This is a genomic window from Gemmiger sp. (genome assembly GCF_057431175.1).
This window is the reverse complement of the sequence record NZ_DBMDDV010000006.1, coordinates 1-17,782: the sequence shown is the minus strand read 5'-3', so window position 1 is coordinate 17,782 and position 17,782 is coordinate 1. Positions and strand designations below refer to the sequence as shown.

At 61.3% G+C, this 17,782-nt stretch carries 13 protein-coding genes; 4 read left to right on the top strand and 9 right to left on the bottom strand.

From position 1 onward, the window contains the following. Window positions 1-191: 191 nt before the first annotated feature. A complete protein-coding gene (locus ACZO0A_RS03835; RefSeq protein ID WP_215693321.1) occupies window positions 192-1,613 on the top strand; it encodes a glycine--tRNA ligase in 1,422 nt (473 codons plus the stop codon). Window positions 1,614-1,680: 67 nt separating this feature from the next. Here the strand turns inward: ACZO0A_RS03835 and ACZO0A_RS03830 are convergent, their stop codons facing one another. The 6 genes from ACZO0A_RS03830 to rlmB all read right to left on the bottom strand — a co-directional run bounded on the left by ACZO0A_RS03830 (window position 1,681) and on the right by rlmB (window position 10,517). Further along, window positions 1,681-3,747, bottom strand: coding sequence for a DUF6311 domain-containing protein (locus tag ACZO0A_RS03830; RefSeq protein ID WP_302376605.1), 2,067 nt, complete (start codon window positions 3,745-3,747; stop codon window positions 1,681-1,683). Between the two features lie 12 nt (window positions 3,748-3,759). After that, the gene (locus tag ACZO0A_RS03825; protein WP_215693319.1) at window positions 3,760-4,641 is read right to left on the bottom strand and encodes an aldose 1-epimerase family protein; all 882 of its coding nucleotides are present in this window, start codon (window positions 4,639-4,641) and stop codon (window positions 3,760-3,762) included. 134 nt (window positions 4,642-4,775) lie between these two features. Further along, window positions 4,776-5,642 (bottom strand): putative manganese transporter, encoded by an 867-nt coding sequence (locus tag ACZO0A_RS03820; protein ID WP_215693318.1) that lies wholly within the window; start codon window positions 5,640-5,642, stop codon window positions 4,776-4,778. A 28-nt stretch (window positions 5,643-5,670) separates the two neighbouring features. Next, window positions 5,671-6,066 (bottom strand): transposase, encoded by a 396-nt coding sequence (locus tag ACZO0A_RS03815; protein ID WP_215693317.1) that lies wholly within the window; start codon window positions 6,064-6,066, stop codon window positions 5,671-5,673. 24 nt (window positions 6,067-6,090) lie between these two features. Continuing rightward, complete coding sequence (locus ACZO0A_RS03810) at window positions 6,091-9,681, bottom strand: DNA polymerase III subunit gamma/tau domain-containing protein (protein ID WP_486846055.1); 3,591 nt, start codon at window positions 9,679-9,681, stop codon at window positions 6,091-6,093. Window positions 9,682-9,716: 35 nt separating this feature from the next. Then, window positions 9,717-10,517 carry a 23S rRNA (guanosine(2251)-2'-O)-methyltransferase RlmB gene (rlmB, locus tag ACZO0A_RS03805; protein ID WP_291212826.1) on the bottom strand — a complete coding sequence of 267 codons (801 nt, stop codon included), beginning with the start codon at window positions 10,515-10,517 and terminating at the stop codon, window positions 9,717-9,719. Window positions 10,518-11,102: 585 nt separating this feature from the next. On the opposite strand from rlmB, the gene fba reads away from it, so the two are divergent. The 3 genes from fba (at window position 11,103) to ACZO0A_RS03790 (ending at window position 13,531) form a co-directional block, all read left to right on the top strand. Further along, window positions 11,103-11,966, top strand: a complete 864-nt coding sequence (gene fba / locus ACZO0A_RS03800) for a class II fructose-1,6-bisphosphate aldolase (protein ID WP_302376600.1) — start codon at window positions 11,103-11,105, stop codon at window positions 11,964-11,966. A 144-nt stretch (window positions 11,967-12,110) separates the two neighbouring features. Further along, window positions 12,111-12,611 (top strand): RNA polymerase sigma factor, encoded by a 501-nt coding sequence (locus tag ACZO0A_RS03795; protein ID WP_215693310.1) that lies wholly within the window; start codon window positions 12,111-12,113, stop codon window positions 12,609-12,611. After that, a complete protein-coding gene (locus tag ACZO0A_RS03790) occupies window positions 12,608-13,531 on the top strand; it encodes an anti-sigma factor (protein WP_302376598.1) in 924 nt (307 codons plus the stop codon). The genes ACZO0A_RS03795 and ACZO0A_RS03790 overlap by 4 nt, the downstream gene beginning before the upstream one ends. A 17-nt stretch (window positions 13,532-13,548) precedes the next feature. Here the strand turns inward: ACZO0A_RS03790 and ACZO0A_RS03785 are convergent, their stop codons facing one another. From ACZO0A_RS03785 to ACZO0A_RS03775, 3 genes are all read right to left on the bottom strand, one after another. Further along, the gene (locus ACZO0A_RS03785; protein WP_302149593.1) at window positions 13,549-14,415 is read right to left on the bottom strand and encodes an AAA family ATPase; all 867 of its coding nucleotides are present in this window, start codon (window positions 14,413-14,415) and stop codon (window positions 13,549-13,551) included. A gap of 695 nt (window positions 14,416-15,110) precedes the next feature. Then, a complete protein-coding gene (locus ACZO0A_RS03780; protein ID WP_302376597.1) occupies window positions 15,111-16,334 on the bottom strand; it encodes a recombinase family protein in 1,224 nt (407 codons plus the stop codon). A 176-nt stretch (window positions 16,335-16,510) separates the two neighbouring features. Next, complete coding sequence (locus ACZO0A_RS03775; RefSeq protein WP_302376595.1) at window positions 16,511-17,473, bottom strand: alpha/beta hydrolase; 963 nt, start codon at window positions 17,471-17,473, stop codon at window positions 16,511-16,513. Window positions 17,474-17,782: the final 309 nt, after the last annotated feature.

Sequence of the window (17,782 nt, the reverse complement as noted above, 5' to 3'; positions counted from 1 at the left end):
CAGTCTTTCCGACGCGGCAAAAGGTTTTTGTGTGTCCGATAAACTACGCCGCACCCGCAGACATATTTTTGCTGCAGTGCCTTGTTCCCGCCCGCATGGTATGCTATAATGGTTATATCGCACCAAATTTATCCGGCGCGGTGGGAATAATCGCTTTGTGTGGCAGCCAGCCATGCGGAAGGAGTAACGTAATGAAGAACAGTGAAAAGACCCTTGACATGATCGTGAACCTGTGCAAGAACCGCGGGTTCATCTATCCGGGCAGCGAAATTTACGGCGGCCTGGCAAACAGCTGGGACTACGGCCCGCTGGGTGTTGAGTTCAAGAACAACGTCAAAAAGGCATGGATGAAGAAGTTCGTGCAGGAAAGCCCCTACAATGTCGGCCTGGACGCCGCCATCCTGATGAACCCCCAGACCTGGGTCACCACCGGCCATGTGTCCAGCTTCTCGGACCCGTTGCTGGACTGCCGCGCCTGCAAGAGCCGTCACCGCGCTGATAAGCTGATCTCCGAGTGTGAGCAGGGCAAGGGCGTGGATGTGGATGCCATGACCTTTGATGAGATGGATGCTTTTATCGCCAGCCATGATGAGGTCGTCTGCCCCGTCTGCGGCAAGCATGACTTTACCCCCATCCGTAAATTCAACCTGATGTTCAAGACCGCCATCGGTGTTACCGAGGATTCCTCCTCCACCTGCTATCTGCGCCCCGAGACCGCGCAGGGCATCTTCGTCAACTTCGCGAACATCCAGCGCACCACCCGCCGCAAGCTGCCCTTCGGCGTCTGCCAGGTGGGCAAGGCGTTCCGCAACGAGATCACCCCGGGCAATTTCACCTTCCGTACCCGCGAGTTTGAGCAGATGGAGTGCGAATTCTTCTGCAAGCCCAACACCGATCTGGAGTGGTTCGCCTACTGGAAGGACTACTGCAAGAACTGGCTGCTGAGCTTGGGGATCAAGGAAGAGAACCTGCGCCTGCGCGACCATGAGCCCGCCGAGCTGGCCTTCTACTCCCGCGCCACCACCGACATTGAGTATGCCTTCCCGTTCACCGACTGGGGCGAGCTGTGGGGCATTGCCGACCGCACCAACTACGACCTGAGCCGCCATCAGGAGGCCTCCGGCAAGTCGCTCGAGTACTTTGACCCCGAGACGAACGAGCATTACATCCCCTATGTTATCGAGCCGTCTCTGGGCTGTGACCGCGTGGCGCTGGCTTTCCTGTGCGAGGCCTACGATGAGCAGCACCTTGTCGATGCCAAGGGCAAGGAGGATGTGCGTACCGTGCTGCATCTGCACCCCTACCTGGCACCGTTCAAGTGCGCCGTGCTGCCCCTGTCCAAAAAGCTGGGCGACAAGGCGATGGAGATCCGCAACGAGCTGGCTAAGGACTTTATGGTGGACTACGACGACGCCGGTTCCATCGGCAAGCGTTACCGCCGCCAGGACGAGATCGGCACCCCGCTGTGCATCACCGTCGATTTCCAGACCGTGGGCGACGACAAGGTTGAGGCCGACGGCTGCGTGACCGTCCGCGACCGCGACACGATGGAGCAGATCCGTATGCCGATTTCCGAGCTGCGCGACTACGTTGCCAAAAAGGTTGCGTTTTAAGTAAGTATTTAAGTAAGTACCGTATAAAAAACTGCCTGCAAATGGAATCGCATTTGCAGGCAGTTTTTTATACGATTTTTTCTACCGTCACACTGTTGACGGTGACATTGGCATCGTCCAGAGTATGGACAGCAACACGCCAGTAGTGGAGCATCTCGGTGGCCGTGAACTCAAAGGTCATTTCGTTGGGGTCAATGCCGGTAAAGTCGATATCGAGCTTGTAGGTTTCCTCGTTGATAAGGCCGTACCGGGCGTAGATGTAGCTGTGGTCAAAGCCGCTGCCGGTCAGCGTCACACGGTAGCGCCCGGGGAACAGCGTCCACTCCTCGGTCATCATCTCACCGTTCATGCCCAGAACAATGCCGTCCGCCGCCAGAAAGAGCGGGTCAACATCCGACTTCGTCAAATCCATCGTGTGGGCGGGCACTTCGGGCGCAGGCTCTTCCTCCAGGCCATCGATGGGCTCGACGCTGCCGATCAGGATGCCATCCAGCCGGTAATAGTGCAGGTCGTAACTGTTCCGCGCCAGCTCGTCCTCATCGATGAAGGCATAGAGCGTGTCAGCGGAAAGCTCGTTCAGCTCGCCCGGCAGCGTGACCGCCGCAAGGTTGCCGTCCATATGCGCCATGTAGAAGCTATTGGAGGTCCAGCCGTGGTCGGCGGCAAAGTCGACCAGATCCCAGAACTCGTCATGTTCAAAGTCGAAGCTGGCAAACGCAAGATGGCTGTACCTGCCGCTCGCGGCGATGTTCTCCCACGCGGGGTCGGTCAGCAGGGTTTTGTTCTCATAGCGGAAGCCGTAGTAATGGTAGTCCGTCCAGCGGTTGAACAGTTCCCCGCGCTGGCCCCAGCCCTGCGCCACAGCGCAGACGGCCAGCATCAAAGCGGGTACAACGCCCTTTTGCCAAAAGCGCAGCACCAGGCCGCAGGCGGCGACAGCCAGCAGCAGACCCGCCACCCACGCCAGACGCGCGCAGGAGGAAAACATCGCCCAAAAATCCATCAAGAACTGCGGAATGGGCACGGTGAACAGCGTCTTGCCGCCCACAGTGATGGCGTTGCCGCCCGCAGCCAGCAGGTCGAGTACAAGCACGACAACACCCGCCACGACCCAGTCATGGTGCGCGGTGAAGAACTTCTCCGCCTTGCGGGCATTGCAGACCACGCTAAAAATCGCCAGCACAACAGCCAGCACTGCGCCGAGGCCCATGTAGACATTTTGCTCCCAGCTTGGCGCGAGCCACGGCACAAACAGGCCGAGATAGTCCGCGCCGCTTAAATATCCGTTGGAGTAGCCTGCAAAGTTGACGGCAAACGCGCCGAGCAGGAACAGCTCGGCCAGTGCCGCCGCGCAGAATGCGGCAATGGGCAGCAGCACCGCCGCCGGGCTGCGCTTTTGCAGGGCGCGGCGCACCGCGTACCCTACCAGCACCAGCCCGACCATGGGCAGGTAATACAGATGGATGCCCGCGCAGAGCAGACCCATCAGCCCCCAGAGCAGACAGGCGCGGCGGGTCGCAGACATGAGTTCGTCGCTGCGCAGCCAGAGGTAGAGCGCCAGCAATACAAGCCAGGTTCCGGCCAGCGCCTCATGGGCGAAAGTGCGCATCGTCAGCGCCGGGAAGAGCACAAGCACCCCCGCACCCAACACACTGCCCCACAGTTTGGCGGTCTGGCCGGGGCTCATGATGATGGCGATGGCGGCCTTGCTCTTGTCGCCCCGGCCAAATGTGGGCTGCACGCCCGCGATGCGGGCAATGACGGCCTGCGCCAGCCCGCCCTGCATCATGTAGCAGAACAGCCCCCACCAGCCAAAATACTGGAACCGGGTGGGCAGGATGCCGCCCAGCAGCTTAAACAGCAGCGCCGCCAGCGGGAGCGAATCGGTAAACAGGACGCTGGTGCGGAAGGGATAGACTGCGTTGTAGTTCGCGCCGATATACGGCAGATGTACCGGGCTGCGGCGGAACAGCTCCCACCCGAGGTAGTGCTGCGCGGGGTCGGGGCTGGGGTTGTTCAAGATCCAGTCAACGCTGGTGGGGTCCAGCACCCGCACACCGTACAGCAGCAAAAAGATCAGCGCCCCCAGCAGCGCACCGGTGAGGGGCCAGCGATATTTTTTCAGTGTTTTCATCTTTGCCAATTTTTACCGCACAAACGTCGTGGACAGGGTGGTGGACCAGCTTTCACCGCGCTTGAGGGATGCGGCGCAGGGGCGCTGCTCCCATTCGAGGGGACCGTTTTCCTCGCCGGGCAGACTGTGCCAAGGCTCGATGCAGATAAAGTGCAGCGGCTTTTTGGCAGCAGACCAAATCAGCGTGTAGGGGAAGTCCGACACATCGCAGATGACGCTGCGGCCGGTGTCCTTCTCGATGACTGAGACATGGCCGCTGCGCAGGTTGACCATAGCGTGACTGTCGTTGTCAAACAAATCGTCCGTCAAGGGGATGGCCTCGACGTTGCGGGCGAGATAATAGCTCTCGCCGTTGAGAAGGCCGTTGGGCTGAGCGCTGACGCAGAGCGGCGACTCGATGCCGTCAAAGCGAATCTCGTAGTCCTCGGTGACATGGCGGTCATCGAAGGGGAAGGCGAACGCCGGGTGGTAGCCGATGCCGAAGCGCAGTTCTTCCTCCACCGGGTTCTCGACGGTCAGGGTGTGGTGGACGGTCTCCCCTTCCAGCGTGAAGGTGGAGCGCAGCACAAAGGCGTAGGGCCATTTGGGAAGCGTTTCGGCGTTGGCGTGCAGCTCAAATTCCAGCAGGGCTTCGGTGTGGTGGGTCATCGTGTGCTCCACATCCCGGGCAAAGCCGTGCTGGCCGCCTGCATACTCCACGCCCTTAGCAATCATCTTGCCGCCGGTCAGCTTACCGGTGTAGGGGAACAGAATGGGCGCATGGCGGCCCCAGACGGCGGGGTCGCCTCTCCAGAGCAGTTCAGCCCCGGTGGGCTTGTGGATGACGCTGACAGGCTCCGCGCCGTGGGTATCCACGGTCAGGCGAAGGATGTCGTTTTCAATGCTGTATTGCATAGGGAAGCCTCCTTATAAATATACAAATTGTATAGTATACAGTTTTAAAGTGCGTTCTCACGCGAATGTAGGGCGGGGTGTCCTCACCCCGCCGCGGCGGCATGAGGGCATGCCGCCCTACGCTTGGTGTTATTTTATATCGGCAGTATCTGCAGCAGCATACCCACAGCTGCGCCGATGGCCCAGAGCAGGCCGGTCATGAAAAGGTTCTGCTTCCAGCTGGGGTTCACCCGCCACAGCACGGCCAGGCCCACGCCTGCGCCGGCGGTCAGGCCCGCAAACAGACTGCCGAAGCTGATGGCCCCCTGCACGTAGAGCTGGGCCAGCAGCACGCTGACCGCGCAGTTGGGCACAAGGCCGACCAGCGCCGTCAGCATCGGCTGGAAGATGCCCATGCCGGACAGTGCCGCCGTGATGGGTTCCTCACCAAAGCCCTCAAACAGCAGGCTGATGATAAAGCTGAACAGCAGGATGAACACAAAAATTTCCAGCGTGTGGCGCAGAGCCGCCAAAAAGATGCTGCTCGTCTCCTCGTGTTCCTCGTGGCAGTCCACGTCGTCGGCGTGGCCCTCATACCCGCCGTAGAGCGAGTGGGGCAGGATATGGCGCAGCGGGATATCCAGCAGCCAGCCGCCCACGATGGCAAAGGCCACCTTGCAGGCCAGCAGCAGCACCAGGGTCACCCACTGGGACGGCTCAGCCGCCAGCAGGGGGATGGCTTCGTCACTGGTGGCAATGAACACGGCCAGCAGCGTGCCCGGGGTGATGACCCGGCTTGCGTACAGGTTGGAGGCTACCGCGCTGAAGCCGCACTGCGGCACACAGCCCAGCAGCGCACCGGGGATGAACCCCCAGCGCCCGCCGCCTGCGAGGGCACCTTCAATGCTCTCGCCGTGGTGGCGTTCCAGCCATTCGATCAGCAGGTAGGCCAAGTAGAGAAACGGCAGCATTTTTACGCCATCGACCAAGGCGTCCAGAAGGGCGTCTACAAACAATTCCATGAATACCTCTCTATAATGAAATTATGGGTCACTGAAAGCTGCGCAGCAGGCGGACTGCCGGGCGCACAGCCTTATCGGGGATGCGGGCGCGGAACCGCGCCACCGTGCGGGAAGAAAACGGCACCTCGTCGGTGAAATTTTCAAACCCTAAAAAATATTGCAGATAGGGGCTTTCCTGCACCAGCGCCACGACCTCGCGGTCCGATACACCGTAGTGCAGCTGGATGATACGGCAGCCCAGCGCCACGCGGGCGGGCAGGGCCACTTTGCCGCCGGGGGCAAACAGTTCGCTGTACGCCTTTTCAAAGCCATCCCAGTCGATGGCGGCGGCCAGCTGCACCCAACGGTTGGCGTTGCACAGCTCCCCATGGTAGGGCGGCAGATAGTCGTAAATCGACATCTGTTTTTCGCGCGCACGGTACATTGGGATTTCCCCTTTCTTTTTACATTAGTAGCGCTGCAGCAGCGGGAAGATCAGCGCCAGCACACACCACGCCGCCTGATACAGCACAATGCCGGGCAGCGGCAGCGTGACAAGGCCGCCGGTCAGGGTCAGCAACACGCCGACCACACAGCTGAGCAGCACACTCACCGTCAGCACGATGGCCGACTTATGCTCGCCCTCGGCTGCGCCGGAGGCGGCCTCCAACCCGCCGACAAAGCTGGCGAAGCTGCCCAGATGGAGCATATTGCCCTCGCTCTCGGGCAGCCAGGCAACCGCCGGGGCCATGGCCTGGTGTTCGTCGCTGGAGAGCACCTTGACCGAACCGGCGGGCAGGCTGTACGCAGTCTCCAGCAGCTTGACGTCGCAGTTGAAATCATCGCAGTCCACCACCAGGGACAGGCCGTTGTGGTGCAGCGTTTCCAGCACGGCGGCGGTGTCGGGGTCGCGCTGGTAGGCTACCTGGAACATGGCAAACAGCTTGCCAGATACAGCCAGGTAGATGACCCGGCGCTGGTTCACAGTATGGTGCTGCTCATATTCCAGGCTGGGGATTTTGATGCCGTAGTCCTGCATCAGGGCGCGGTTGCCCACCAGGACGCGGCGCTTGTTGACCCAGCCCACATAGCCCTTGCCGTAGACCGTCTCACGGTCGTCGACCTTGGCTAGCAGGCTGCGGTTCTCCCCCAGCATATTCATAAAGACGTCCCGCAGGGTGGGGCCGGCCTCGGACAAGATAGAGGCTGCGTAGACGATGGCAGTGTCGATATGCTCGGGCTTGACAGGCTTTATGCCCGCCAGCGTGACGCACCCTGCCGGGAAAAGGTCACGCGCCGTGACCTGGATAACATTGATGCGGCCCAGCTGGCGGATGTCGCGCCAGCCGGGGATGACCGCGCCCACCTGGGCAGCGCTGCGCTGCATCATGCGGGCAGGCAGAGCCGAGAGCAGCGTACCGGCCAGCGGGGCCGCCAGGCAAAACACACCCGCCATGGCCGTGGCCGCCGTGGCCGCGTTCTTGGTGGAAATAACCGTGAAAAGGAACGCCGCCGCACCGCAGGCCGCCAGCACCCAGGCGAACTGCTGCTGGTTTTTATCACTGGTGCCGTGGGCAGCACTGTTGGTCAAAAAGCTGCGGAAAATTTGGGTCGGACGGCTGACCAGCACACTGGGATGCGGCTCGGCCAGGCCCTGGGAGACAGCTTTCAGCGCCCCGGCGTCCTTGAGCCGGTAGGCGACGGAATGCTCGACTTTGGCGCTGACGAGCCGGAAGTTCTCGCTGACCGTTACCGCGTTCAGGCGGCGGCCCACAGCGTTCAGGCAGAGCACCAGCGCTGCCGGGCCGGTCATCATCGGCAGCGTGCCGGTGTAGCCGCCGGTGGCCAGCAGCACAATACACTGGATGGCCGCGCCGAGAGCGGGCAGAATGGCCAGGCTGTCCGGCGTGGGCATCTTGGCAAGGCCCTTGAAGCCGCTCAAAAACGTCTGCCAGTTGGCGGCGCAGGCTGCCAGCAGCAGCACGAGCATGACCGCCGGGTAGACGGTGGCATCGTTCAGGGCGGCAGGCCGGGCAGGCAGCACTGCCAGCACGATCATGACCGCTGCGGCCACACCTGCCGCGATACAGCCGATCGTGGCCCAGGTCAGGCGTTTTGCCAGCTCGGCACGCACGGCGGGGGCATCCTCGGCCCGCTCATACTCACGGCTGTGGGGCACAGGAATCTCCGCTGTGTCAAACGGCGAGACGGTGTTGTCGTCACCCTCGTCGGCGGCGGGGCCTGTCAGGCGGGCGGCAGCCTTTTTCACGTCGGCTGCCGTGGGGATGCGGGCGCGGGTGCGGGTGCGGGTGGCACCGGCGTCCTCAGCCAGCGAGGCCGTCAGCCGGGCCGCTGCGGCAGCGTACTGGGCCGCATCCTCTTTTTCGCTGTTGATGGCATTTGCAATGTCGCTGACGAAAGCCGAGGTGTTCGGCTCTGCCGGGGCGGGGCCAGCCAGGTCTTGCGTGTAGCCGCTGTGGGCCTGCGCGGGCCGTGCCGGGACAGGCTGCACCGTGCCGAGGTTCTGGGTGAACCCGGTGTGGGCAGGCTGTGCAGGAGCGGGCTGCGGGGCCGGGGCAACCGGGGTCAGCTTGATGCGCCCGGTCAGCGTATCGACAAGGGTATCCACATCGTCGCGCTGGCGGTGGGGCAGCAGCCGTTCGCCGGTCTCCTCGATGGCCTCTCGGGACTGGTCGCCGATGACGAGGGTGTCGTCGTAGGCGTCCTCTTCCGATTCCGGCTGCTTCGGCTGCGGGGCGGGCCGGGGCGCTGGGGCAGGCTGCGCAGCCGGGCGGGGACGGCGCACGGCGTTGTAAGCGCTCATGAATTCCTGGGTGCTGTCCACCGGCTTGGCGTCCAGCGCGTCCATCTGCATCGTGAAACCGGTGGAGACCGGCGGCTGGGCAGGCTGATTGCGGGGCGTCTCGATGGGTTCACCCACCGGTTCGCCGACATGCTGCGGCATCGGCTGGGGCGGCGGGGTCGCCTGTATCTTCTGGCCGGGGGTAAACTCGACCGTGTTGCGCTTTTTGCGGTAGATCGTGCCGGTCGCGCCGCTGTTGGACGGCGGCGCGGGGTGCTGCTGGGCGTAGCCCACCGTGCTCTGGATGCGCTCCAGCGTTCGGCTTTCGGTTTCCTCGGCGGCGCGGCGGGCCGGGCGGGTGTACTTGCTGCGCCAGACCTCCTGGGTGGAGGTATCCTCCGCCGGGGCGGGCCGCGTCACCGCCGGGCGGGAGAGCGTCGGTTCCTCCACGCGTTCCTCGGGGATCATCAGTTCCTCGGTCTCCCCTTCCCCGCCGAACAGGCCGCCGAAAAAGCCGTGCTTTTTGGCTGCGGGCTGGCGGGCGGGAGCGGGTTCCTCGTCGGGGTAGTATTCCTCCTGCGCGGGCGGTTCGGGCGTGGGCTGCTTGGGCGCAGTGCTGCCGCCGCCTAACGAGACATTGATGGGCACAAATTCCCCGGTGTCGTCGGCGTATTTCATACCGAAGAGGCCGCGCTTTTTCTTGCCCGGCTCCCGCAGGCGGCCCTTTTCATCGGGCACGACCGCGACAGAGTTTTTGAAGAATTTCTGGAACTGGTTTTTGCCCAGGTTCAGCGCGTCGCTGTCGGCGTTGCTGCCCTCCGGGGCCATCTTGACCAGAAAGCCCTTGATGATGCCGGTGCCGGTCGTGTCGCCGCTGAAGGTCGTCGTGCCGGTGTCCGCCATCGGCAGGTCCTGCCGGGGCGGCTGGGTCGCCGGGGCGGCTGGTCGTGTCTGCGGGGCCGTCGGCTGGGGCGCAGGCTGCACAGGGCGCGGGGCCGAGGCGGCCTGCCTTGGCTGCGGGGCGGCCTGGCTCGGCGCAGGGCCGGGGTCGTTCAGCAGGGCGTCCAGGTCGTCGCCCGCCTCAAAGGCAAAGCCGCCCTGGACCGGCTGTGCAGGCGCGGTGGAAATGCCGACGCTGCGCAAAATCTCATCGACCTGGTGGTCGGTGACACTGTCCCGCAGCCCGGCCTGCGCCTGCTGTATATTCAGGTCTTCCAGAATACGGTCAACCGAATCATTGGTACGTTTGCTTGGCATGGTGATTCCTCTTTGTAAAAGGATGAACTTCGTTTTTACTTCTTCGCAATCCGTCTGCGCATCACATCATAGCACAGGATGCCGGCGGCGACGCTGACGTTGTAGCTGTCCACGCCGGTCGCCTGGCCGGGGGCCATTTCCAGCGTCACAGCAGCGTCACACAGCTTGCGGGTCAGGGCACCGGGGCCGCCGCCCTCGCTGCCCAGAACCAGCGCCACAGGGCCGGACAGATCGGTCTTGGCCAGCGGGGCACCGCCCAGGTCTGCGCAGTAGACAAAGATATTATGCTCTTTGATCGTGCGGATGGCCTGCGCCAGATTGGGCACCCGGGCGATGGGCAGCCGCGCGGCAGCCCCGGCGCTGGCCTTCATGACCGTGCCTGTCACGCCGACGCCGCCCCGCTTGGGGATGACCACGCCGTGCGCACCGCACAGGTAAGCCGAGCGCACGATAGCACCCAGGTTGTGCGGGTCCTCGACACCGTCACACAGCACCAAAAACGGCTGCTCGCCTTTCGCGTCGGCGGCCTTGAACAGATCGTCCAAGTTCGCGTACTCGACCTCGGCTGCGCGGGCAGCCACGCCCTGGTGGTCCGGCGTGCCGCACATCTTCTGCAATTTGTTGGCGGGCACGCGCTTGACGACCGCGCCGCTCTCCTTGGACAGGGCGGTGTAATAGCCCGCCACCGCCTGGGGCATCGTGTCAGTCAGGTAGACCGTGTCCACCGCGCCGCCGCTTTTCAGCAGTTCAGTCACGGCATTTTTGCCCCATACCAGGGTGTCGGTGCGTTCAGCACGGTCGGGTGCCAGTTCGCGGTCGCGGGCGAATTTTTCCATAGTGTCCTCCATCTGTATCGTAAAAAGCCGACAGTTATCGACTATGCTCTATAATCAGATAACAGTATAGCACACTCATGGGGGCTTTGTCATCTTTTTTTGCGCCATTTGCGGCCCGCCGGGCGCATTTTTACAACTTTGCCGCCCGAAATACACCAAAAGTGCAAATCGTTTTTGCGCCTTGTCGAAACATCGCTGTTTATACAAAGCGTAGAGCCAACCGGGTTTTCCACCTGTTGAAAACTCTGTGGAAAGTGTTAAAAATCTGCTTTACGATGGGCTTTTCCACCATTTCCACCAAGTTTTCAACAATCACAGTGGAGAAATTTTCCACATAACAGCCCGGATAAACCCGGTTGTCAACCTGGAATAACGCTGATTTTTAAGGCGAAACCTCTGGTTTTCCTTACAAAATTTACAAAAACTGCACAAAATCCGTGCGTTCTTTCCGGTTGTGACAAAAGTACATCTTCCACCGCGAAAAAACCTGTTGATTTTTTGTCAAAGTCGGGTTATAATAGACTTGATGGCGCACCGGACATCGGTACGTCACTACTGATAACGTTTTACGTGGAGGTATGTTCTATGCTGGTAAATGCTACCAATATGCTGCTGAAGGCCCGCGATGGTCATTACGCAGTCGGTCAGTTCAACATCAATAACCTGGAGTGGACCAAGAGTATCCTGCTCACCGCGCAGGAGATGAACTCTCCCGTCATCCTCGGTGTTTCTGAGGGTGCTGGCAAATATATGACCGGTTTCAAGACCGTGGCCGCCATGGTCAAGGCCATGGACGAGAGCCTGGGCATCACCGTTCCCGTTGCCCTGCATTTGGACCACGGCACCTATGAGGGCGCTAAGGCCTGCGTCGCCGCAGGCTTCACCTCCATCATGTTCGACGGCAGCCACTACGCCATCGACGAGAACGTCGCCAAGACCACCGAGCTGGTCGCCCTGGCCCATGACCACGGCCTGTCCATCGAGGCTGAGGTCGGCTCCATCGGCGGCGAGGAGGACGGCGTCATCGGTATGGGCGAGGTTGCTGACCCCGCTGAGTGCGCCAAGATCGCATCCCTGGGCATCGATTTCCTGGCTGCCGGTATCGGCAACATCCACGGCAAGTACCCCGCCAACTGGAAGGGCCTGGATTTCGTCGCGCTGGACAAGATCCACAACGCCACCGACAACATTCCTCTGGTCCTGCACGGCGGCACGGGCATTCCTGACGAGATGATCAAGAAGGCCATCTCCCTGGGCGTCTCCAAGATCAACGTCAACACCGAGTGCCAGCTGAGCTTTGCCGATGCTACCCGCAAGTACATCGAGGCCGGCAAGGATCTCGAGGGCAAGGGCTTCGATCCCCGCAAGCTGCTCGCCCCCGGCGCCGAGGCCATCAAGGCTACCGTCCGCGAGAAGATCGAGCTGTTCGGCTCTGCCAACAAGGCTTGATTTTTCAGCTGCCTGAAATAAGCATTTCGCCCGCAGGTGTGGTTTTCCACCACGCCTGCGGGCGTTTTTATTTTTGTGCGGCTTGTAATATTTTGCCGCTTTGTGTACTCTAATGATATAAGAGCAGAAAGGGGGGCGCACCATATGAATATACCCGAGTTGGATGAACTGTACGCCCTCTACCGCGCCGACCTGTACCGCTATCTCTGCCGCCTGACCCGCGACTCCGCCGCGGCGGAAGACCTGTTGAGCGAGACATTCCTGCGGGCGCTGAAGGGCGCGGTGACGTTCCGTGGCGAAAGCGGCGTCAAGACCTGGCTCTTCACGATTGCCCGAAACGCCTGGTGCGAAAGCCTGCGGCGGCAGCACCCCACCGTCAGCACCGACGAACTGGTGACCGCGCAATACTTGGCCGATGACACCCTGCATACCCACACTGAGACCCGCGCCCTGCTGCACCGCGTGCGCGAACTGCTGGACGGCTACGGCGACCGCCCCCGGGACATTGTACTGCTGCGGGCGCAAGGGTACAGCTACGCCGAGATTGCCGCGCGGCTGGACATTACCGAAAACTCCGCCCGAGTGATTGAACACCGCACCCGCGCCCGGCTGCGTGCGGATTTGACGAAGGAGGGATACGAATGACGCCCGAGAAAATTTCCTGCGGCATTTGCCGCGATTTGCTGCCGCTGGTGCTGGACGGTGTGGCCGCCCCCGAGAGTGAAGCCGCCGTGCGTGCCCATCTGGCCGCCTGCCCCGAATGCCGCGCGGTGTGGCAGGCCGAATGCGGGGATACGCCCTCCCCCGCCCCGGATATCCTCCCGGATGATGCAAGAATTCTGTGCAGACTGCGGCGGCGCGTTCGCGGCTGGCTGGCACTGGCTTTGGCGGCGGCGCTGCTTGTTGCGCTGTTTGCCTACACGGTCAACGGCGACCCCATCAGCGGCGCGTGGGCGCAGCAACGGGCCATCCGCTATGCTGAGCAGCGTTTTCCCGGCCAGACCTTTACCGCGCCGAAGGGCAGCTGGTATTCCTACTATTTCAATTATTCTGTCGAGGTGCAATCCGACCAAAGCCCTGATACCCATTTCACAGTGGAGACGCGCAAGTGGCTGTGGCTGGATGACTATGGCACCACCGACGCTGTGACCAACGGCGTGACCGCCCGTCAGCGGATGGAACAAGCGTTGACCGACAAGGCCCAGCGGACGTTTGACGCTCTGAGCGACCGGTCGGATTTGGACGGCACCCTCCAAGTGGAACTCTGCGTAGAGCCAGACGCGGACAGCAGCAGCGGCTATGCCCCGCATACGGAACATTACAGCGATGTGATTTATCTTGATGCCCCGATGGATGAAGCGATTCTGGACAAAGTTCCCTCCTGTCTTACCCTCACCATTTTCTGGCCGACGGCGGCGACGGAGACGGATGTGCAGACGGTTTTGCGGGAGGTCAAACAGCTGATGGAGCAGTCCGATTTGCCGATGACCTACTACCACGTCACCCTCCTTGGCAGCGACGGCATTGTGGGTTCCGGCGTGGTTGCGGCAAATGCTGTTGGCTGAATTTTCCACCAGACGCTCTATGCAAACTCATCCCTATGCGCCTGGAAAAACTCCCATGTTGCCCTTACATTCTCCAATTCCGTCCACTTCCGTGTTGTGACAGGCTCGGCATCCAAATCATACACTCGCGCCCCGGGCATGGCCAGCAAAAACGGTGAGTGGGTCGCGATGACAAATTGGCAGTTATAAAACCGCGCCGAATCATGCAAAAACTGTGCCAATTCCAACTGCCGCGCGGGCGAAAGACTGTTTTCCGGCTCGTCCAGCAGGTAGAGCGCGTTCTCGCGGATGCGCTCACTGAACACTGCCAGCGCACTTTCGCCGTTGGAGCGGGTGCGCACATTGGCGGGCAGCGTGCGTCGGGCCATCTGGGACTGGCTGTACCGCCGCGCTGCGCTGACCTGCTTGAGCCGGTCATAGTCCTGCATACCGTGCATCTGGAACTTTTCACACCGCAGCGAATTATAATCTGCAAACATCTGTTCGCGGCGCATATCTACGCCGTCATTCAGCGCCCGCAGGTCCAACATATAGTCAAACACATCATCACTCGTCAAGATCAGGCTGCCTGCCGGCACCGGGCGCATTGTGCGCGGCTCACACAGGCGCACGTAATCGTCAAAGAACGGCGTGCGGTTGTACTCTGCCCGGCGATGCAGCCTCAATGCGTCGGCCATCACATTTAACAGTGTCGTCTTGCCGCTGCCGTTGCCGCCGTACAAAATCGTGATTTCCAGCAAATCCAGCTCCGGCAGCGTGCGGCCCTCAAACAGCCCGAACGGATAGTAGGAATCATAGCAGGTCTGCTTTGCCCGCCAGCTGTTCGCCATGTAGTTGGCCTCCTGCGCCGCGCCGGGGAACCGAAACCCGGAAAGATAAATCATGCGCCCGCCTCCTTTTCCCCTATTGTAGCACGTTTTCGCGCCGCTGCATAGCGTGGGACAGGAGGTGTTTTGCTATGGCCAATGGCAGTATCCAAATTTACACATCGGCGGGGCAGGCGGCCCCGCTGGCCGGTGTCGCCCTGACCGTGCTGGACGAGAACGGCGCGGCGCTCGCCCACCTGACGGCCGACGCGGACGGCTTTGCCGAAGCCGCCGACCTGCCCGCCCCCGACGCCGCGTACAGTCTGGACGAGGCCAACTCAGCGGTGCGCCCCTACGCGATTTACAGCGTAGAGGCCGTACTGGACGGCTGGCAAACGGTCGTGCTGAACGGCGTGCAGGTCTTTGACGGCCAACAGACCGTGGCCCGGCTGTCGCTTTTGCCCAACGGCGGCATCCCCAGCGCCGCACGGACAGCGGGCGGCGAGACGGATCCTGATGTCGTCACCATCCCGCCCCACACGCTGTTTGCCGGGGACGGCGGCAGCGGCCCGGCACCGGAGGAACTCTTACCCGGCGACGTCCTGGCCCGGGTCGTCGTGCCGAAAAAAATCACGGTGCATCTGGGGAAACCATCCGCCAACGTCAGAAATGTGACGGTCAATTTTCAGTCCTACATCGCCAACGTCGCGTCCAGTGAGGTCTACCCTACCTGGGATGGCGTTTCCTCCACACAGTACGGTATTACACGGCCGTTAAAAGCGCCAGATTATTTTTATCGTGCGCCGGTCGTTTTCTGGCGGACTGACGACAATCGTTTGTATCAGGGCGTGCACCAGGGCATAGGTCAGCGGCTGGGGTGTATAGGTTTGCAGTTTGGACTGCACCAGCTTTTCTAAGTCGTGCATGGGCAGATATGGCTGCCCCGGACAGGCCGCGCGGCTCTTGGCCGCTGTGCAGCAGCGGTAGTAACGGCGCGGGCCGCTGCCGGTCAGTTCCATCTTTCCGCCGCACATACCGCACCGGACAAGCCCCGCCAGTGGGTGTTGTGTTTCTCCGTGTGCGGCACGGCTGCGGGCTGCCAGCTGCTTTTGCACGGCCGCAAAGCGCCGTCGGCTGATGATGCCCTCGTGAGTGCCCGGTACGATGATCCACTCGTCGCGGGGCAGCCGGATGGCCTTTTTTGATTTGTAGTTCAGCTTGCGCACGCGCCCTTGCTCCATGTCGCCGACATAGGTGCTGTTGGACAGGATGCGCCGCACAGTTGCCTTGCTCCACAGTGTTGGCTTTGCGGCGGGTTGGCCGCTTTGCGCTGCGCGGTAAACGGACGGCGGGGGGATGGCTTCGGCGTTCAATGTTTGCGCGATCTTTCCCGCGCCAGCCCCCTGCACATACAGGGCAAAGATACGCCGCACCACCGCCGCTGCGGGCGGGTCGATAACCAGCCGGTTGTGGTCGGCGGGGTCCTTGCGGTAGCCGTACAGCGCAAAGCTGGCGATGTAGCACCCGCTGTGCCGCTTGTGGTCCAGCACAGCCCGCACATTGCCGGATAAGTCTTCAAGATACCACTCGTTGATAAGGCCGTTGATCTGCCGCGCCTTTTTCCCGGCCGGGTCGCAGGTATCCACATGATCCAGCACGGCGATAAATCGCACGCCCCACTCGGGGAACAGGCCGTGCAGATAACGCTCCACTAGCTCCATATCGCGGGTAAAGCGGGACTGCGTTTTGGCTAGGATGACCTCAAATTTCCCCTGCCGCGCGTCGTTCAGCATGGCGTTGAACCCCGGCCGCGCCCGGTCGATGCCTGAGTAGTCTTCATCGGTGTAGACTTTGTAAACATGGTAGCCGTGCGTCGCCGCCCAATCCAGCAGCAGTGCCCGCTGATTGCGGATACTCTCGGACTCCGCCGCGGCTTTGTCCTCGTCCTCCTTGCTCAGGCGGCAGTATACCGCCGCCCACCCCTTACGCGGGGGCATTTTCTGCCTGCCGCAGAAGCTGCGCCAGCGCCGCACGGCGTTCCGTTTCATTTGGGTGCAAGAATTTTTCTATGACGATATATTCCATCTGTACTCCCTCCCTCTGCTGCATTGTACGCCGGGGCGCGGCACGGTAACACAAAAACGGCGCAGCCCGCAGGCCGCGCCGTTTTGCATCAGTTCATATAGGGTTCAAGGAACGCAAACACGGTATCCCAGTACGTGCCACCCAGCGCGTAAAGTGCCTCACCGTGCCCCGCGCCCTCTGCGGTCAACTCCGCTTTGTTGTCCCCGGGCTTCGCGCTGTAAAGCGCATCCATCATCTCATAGGGGATAAAATCATCTGCCGTACCATGAATGAAAAGCATTGGCTTCTCGCAGTGCGCCACCTGCTGAAGCGCACTGGCCTCGGTAAAGCTGTACCCCGCCTGCAGCTTTGCCACAGCGCTGGCCGTGTACAGGATCGGAAATTCCGGCAACCCGAACCGCAGCTGCAGCTCGCTGGAAAAAACATCCCAGACGCTTGTGTACCCGCAATCCTCGACAAACGCCTTCACGGCGTCGGGCGTGGTTTCACCCGCAGTCATCATCGTGGTGGCTGCGCCCATTGAAATGCCATGAATGACGATTTCTGCCTGCGGGTCGCGCACCGTGATATAGTCGATCCACTGCAAGATATCCTCGCGGTCGAGCCAGCCCATGCCCACATAGCTGCCTTCGCTTTCACCGCAGGCGCGCAGATCCGGTGCAATGACCTGGTAGCCAGCCTCATAGTAAGGTTCTGCCAGGCACAGCGCCCCGGTGTAGTCTCCGCGGTAGCCGTGCAGCACAATGGCCCAGCGGTGGCTGTTTGCGTCCGCATGGTTGTAGCAGACACCGTGCAGCGTTAGTCCATCTTGGGAAGTGATCGCCAGGTTTTCCCCGGGATTTTCCTGTGTGAAAGCGTCAATTTTTCCCTTACACTGCGCTTTATTCGCTGCAATGACTGCCTCCACGCTGTCCGGCGAGGCTTCCACTTCCAGCGCCACATCACGGTCGCCGCCGCTGCCGCTGCGGCCAATGGCATAATTCACCAGATACACGCTGACCGCCAGCAGCACCGCCGCCAATACGACAGCAACGACTGTAACCGCCGCCATAACTTTCTTTTTAAAATTTGTTTTTACTTTCAATCTGCCCATACCTTTCAGTGATTACTCAACAATACGTGTTAGTATACTGTATTATTATTGATTTGTCAACAACGCAGGCGCAAAATATAGTCCACCCGGCCACTTCGCCGTTATTGCAATTTAAAACCGAAGGCCGGGCAGACCCGGCCCCTGCAGCGCTATAATAAACAAAAACGCCCTGCTCATCACTAGGATGAACAGGGCCTTTTTACGAGAAGCCGGCATCTACCTATTTTCACAGGCCGTTTCCAGCCAACTATCTTCGGCACAAGTGAG

Excerpts from the sequence above, each read along its gene's own strand:
- fba (WP_302376600.1), top strand. The coding sequence starts at position 11,103 with ATGCTGGTAAATGCTACCAATATGCTGCTGAAGGCCCGCGATGGTCAT.
- ACZO0A_RS03795 (WP_215693310.1), top strand. The coding sequence starts at position 12,111 with ATGAATATACCCGAGTTGGATGAACTGTACGCCCTCTACCGCGCCGAC.
- ACZO0A_RS03810 (WP_486846055.1), bottom strand. The coding sequence starts at position 9,681 with ATGCCAAGCAAACGTACCAATGATTCGGTTGACCGTATTCTGGAAGAC.
- rlmB (WP_291212826.1), bottom strand. The coding sequence starts at position 10,517 with ATGGAAAAATTCGCCCGCGACCGCGAACTGGCACCCGACCGTGCTGAA.
- ACZO0A_RS03785 (WP_302149593.1), bottom strand. The coding sequence starts at position 14,415 with ATGATTTATCTTTCCGGGTTTCGGTTCCCCGGCGCGGCGCAGGAGGCC.
- ACZO0A_RS03820 (WP_215693318.1), bottom strand. The coding sequence starts at position 5,642 with ATGGAATTGTTTGTAGACGCCCTTCTGGACGCCTTGGTCGATGGCGTA.
- ACZO0A_RS03775 (WP_302376595.1), bottom strand. The coding sequence starts at position 17,473 with ATGGCGGCGGTTACAGTCGTTGCTGTCGTATTGGCGGCGGTGCTGCTG.
- ACZO0A_RS03825 (WP_215693319.1), bottom strand. The coding sequence starts at position 4,641 with ATGCAATACAGCATTGAAAACGACATCCTTCGCCTGACCGTGGATACC.
- ACZO0A_RS03815 (WP_215693317.1), bottom strand. The coding sequence starts at position 6,066 with ATGTACCGTGCGCGCGAAAAACAGATGTCGATTTACGACTATCTGCCG.
- ACZO0A_RS03830 (WP_302376605.1), bottom strand. The coding sequence starts at position 3,747 with ATGAAAACACTGAAAAAATATCGCTGGCCCCTCACCGGTGCGCTGCTG.
- ACZO0A_RS03780 (WP_302376597.1), bottom strand. The coding sequence starts at position 16,334 with ATGCCCCCGCGTAAGGGGTGGGCGGCGGTATACTGCCGCCTGAGCAAG.
- ACZO0A_RS03790 (WP_302376598.1), top strand. The coding sequence starts at position 12,608 with ATGACGCCCGAGAAAATTTCCTGCGGCATTTGCCGCGATTTGCTGCCG.
- ACZO0A_RS03835 (WP_215693321.1), top strand. The coding sequence starts at position 192 with ATGAAGAACAGTGAAAAGACCCTTGACATGATCGTGAACCTGTGCAAG.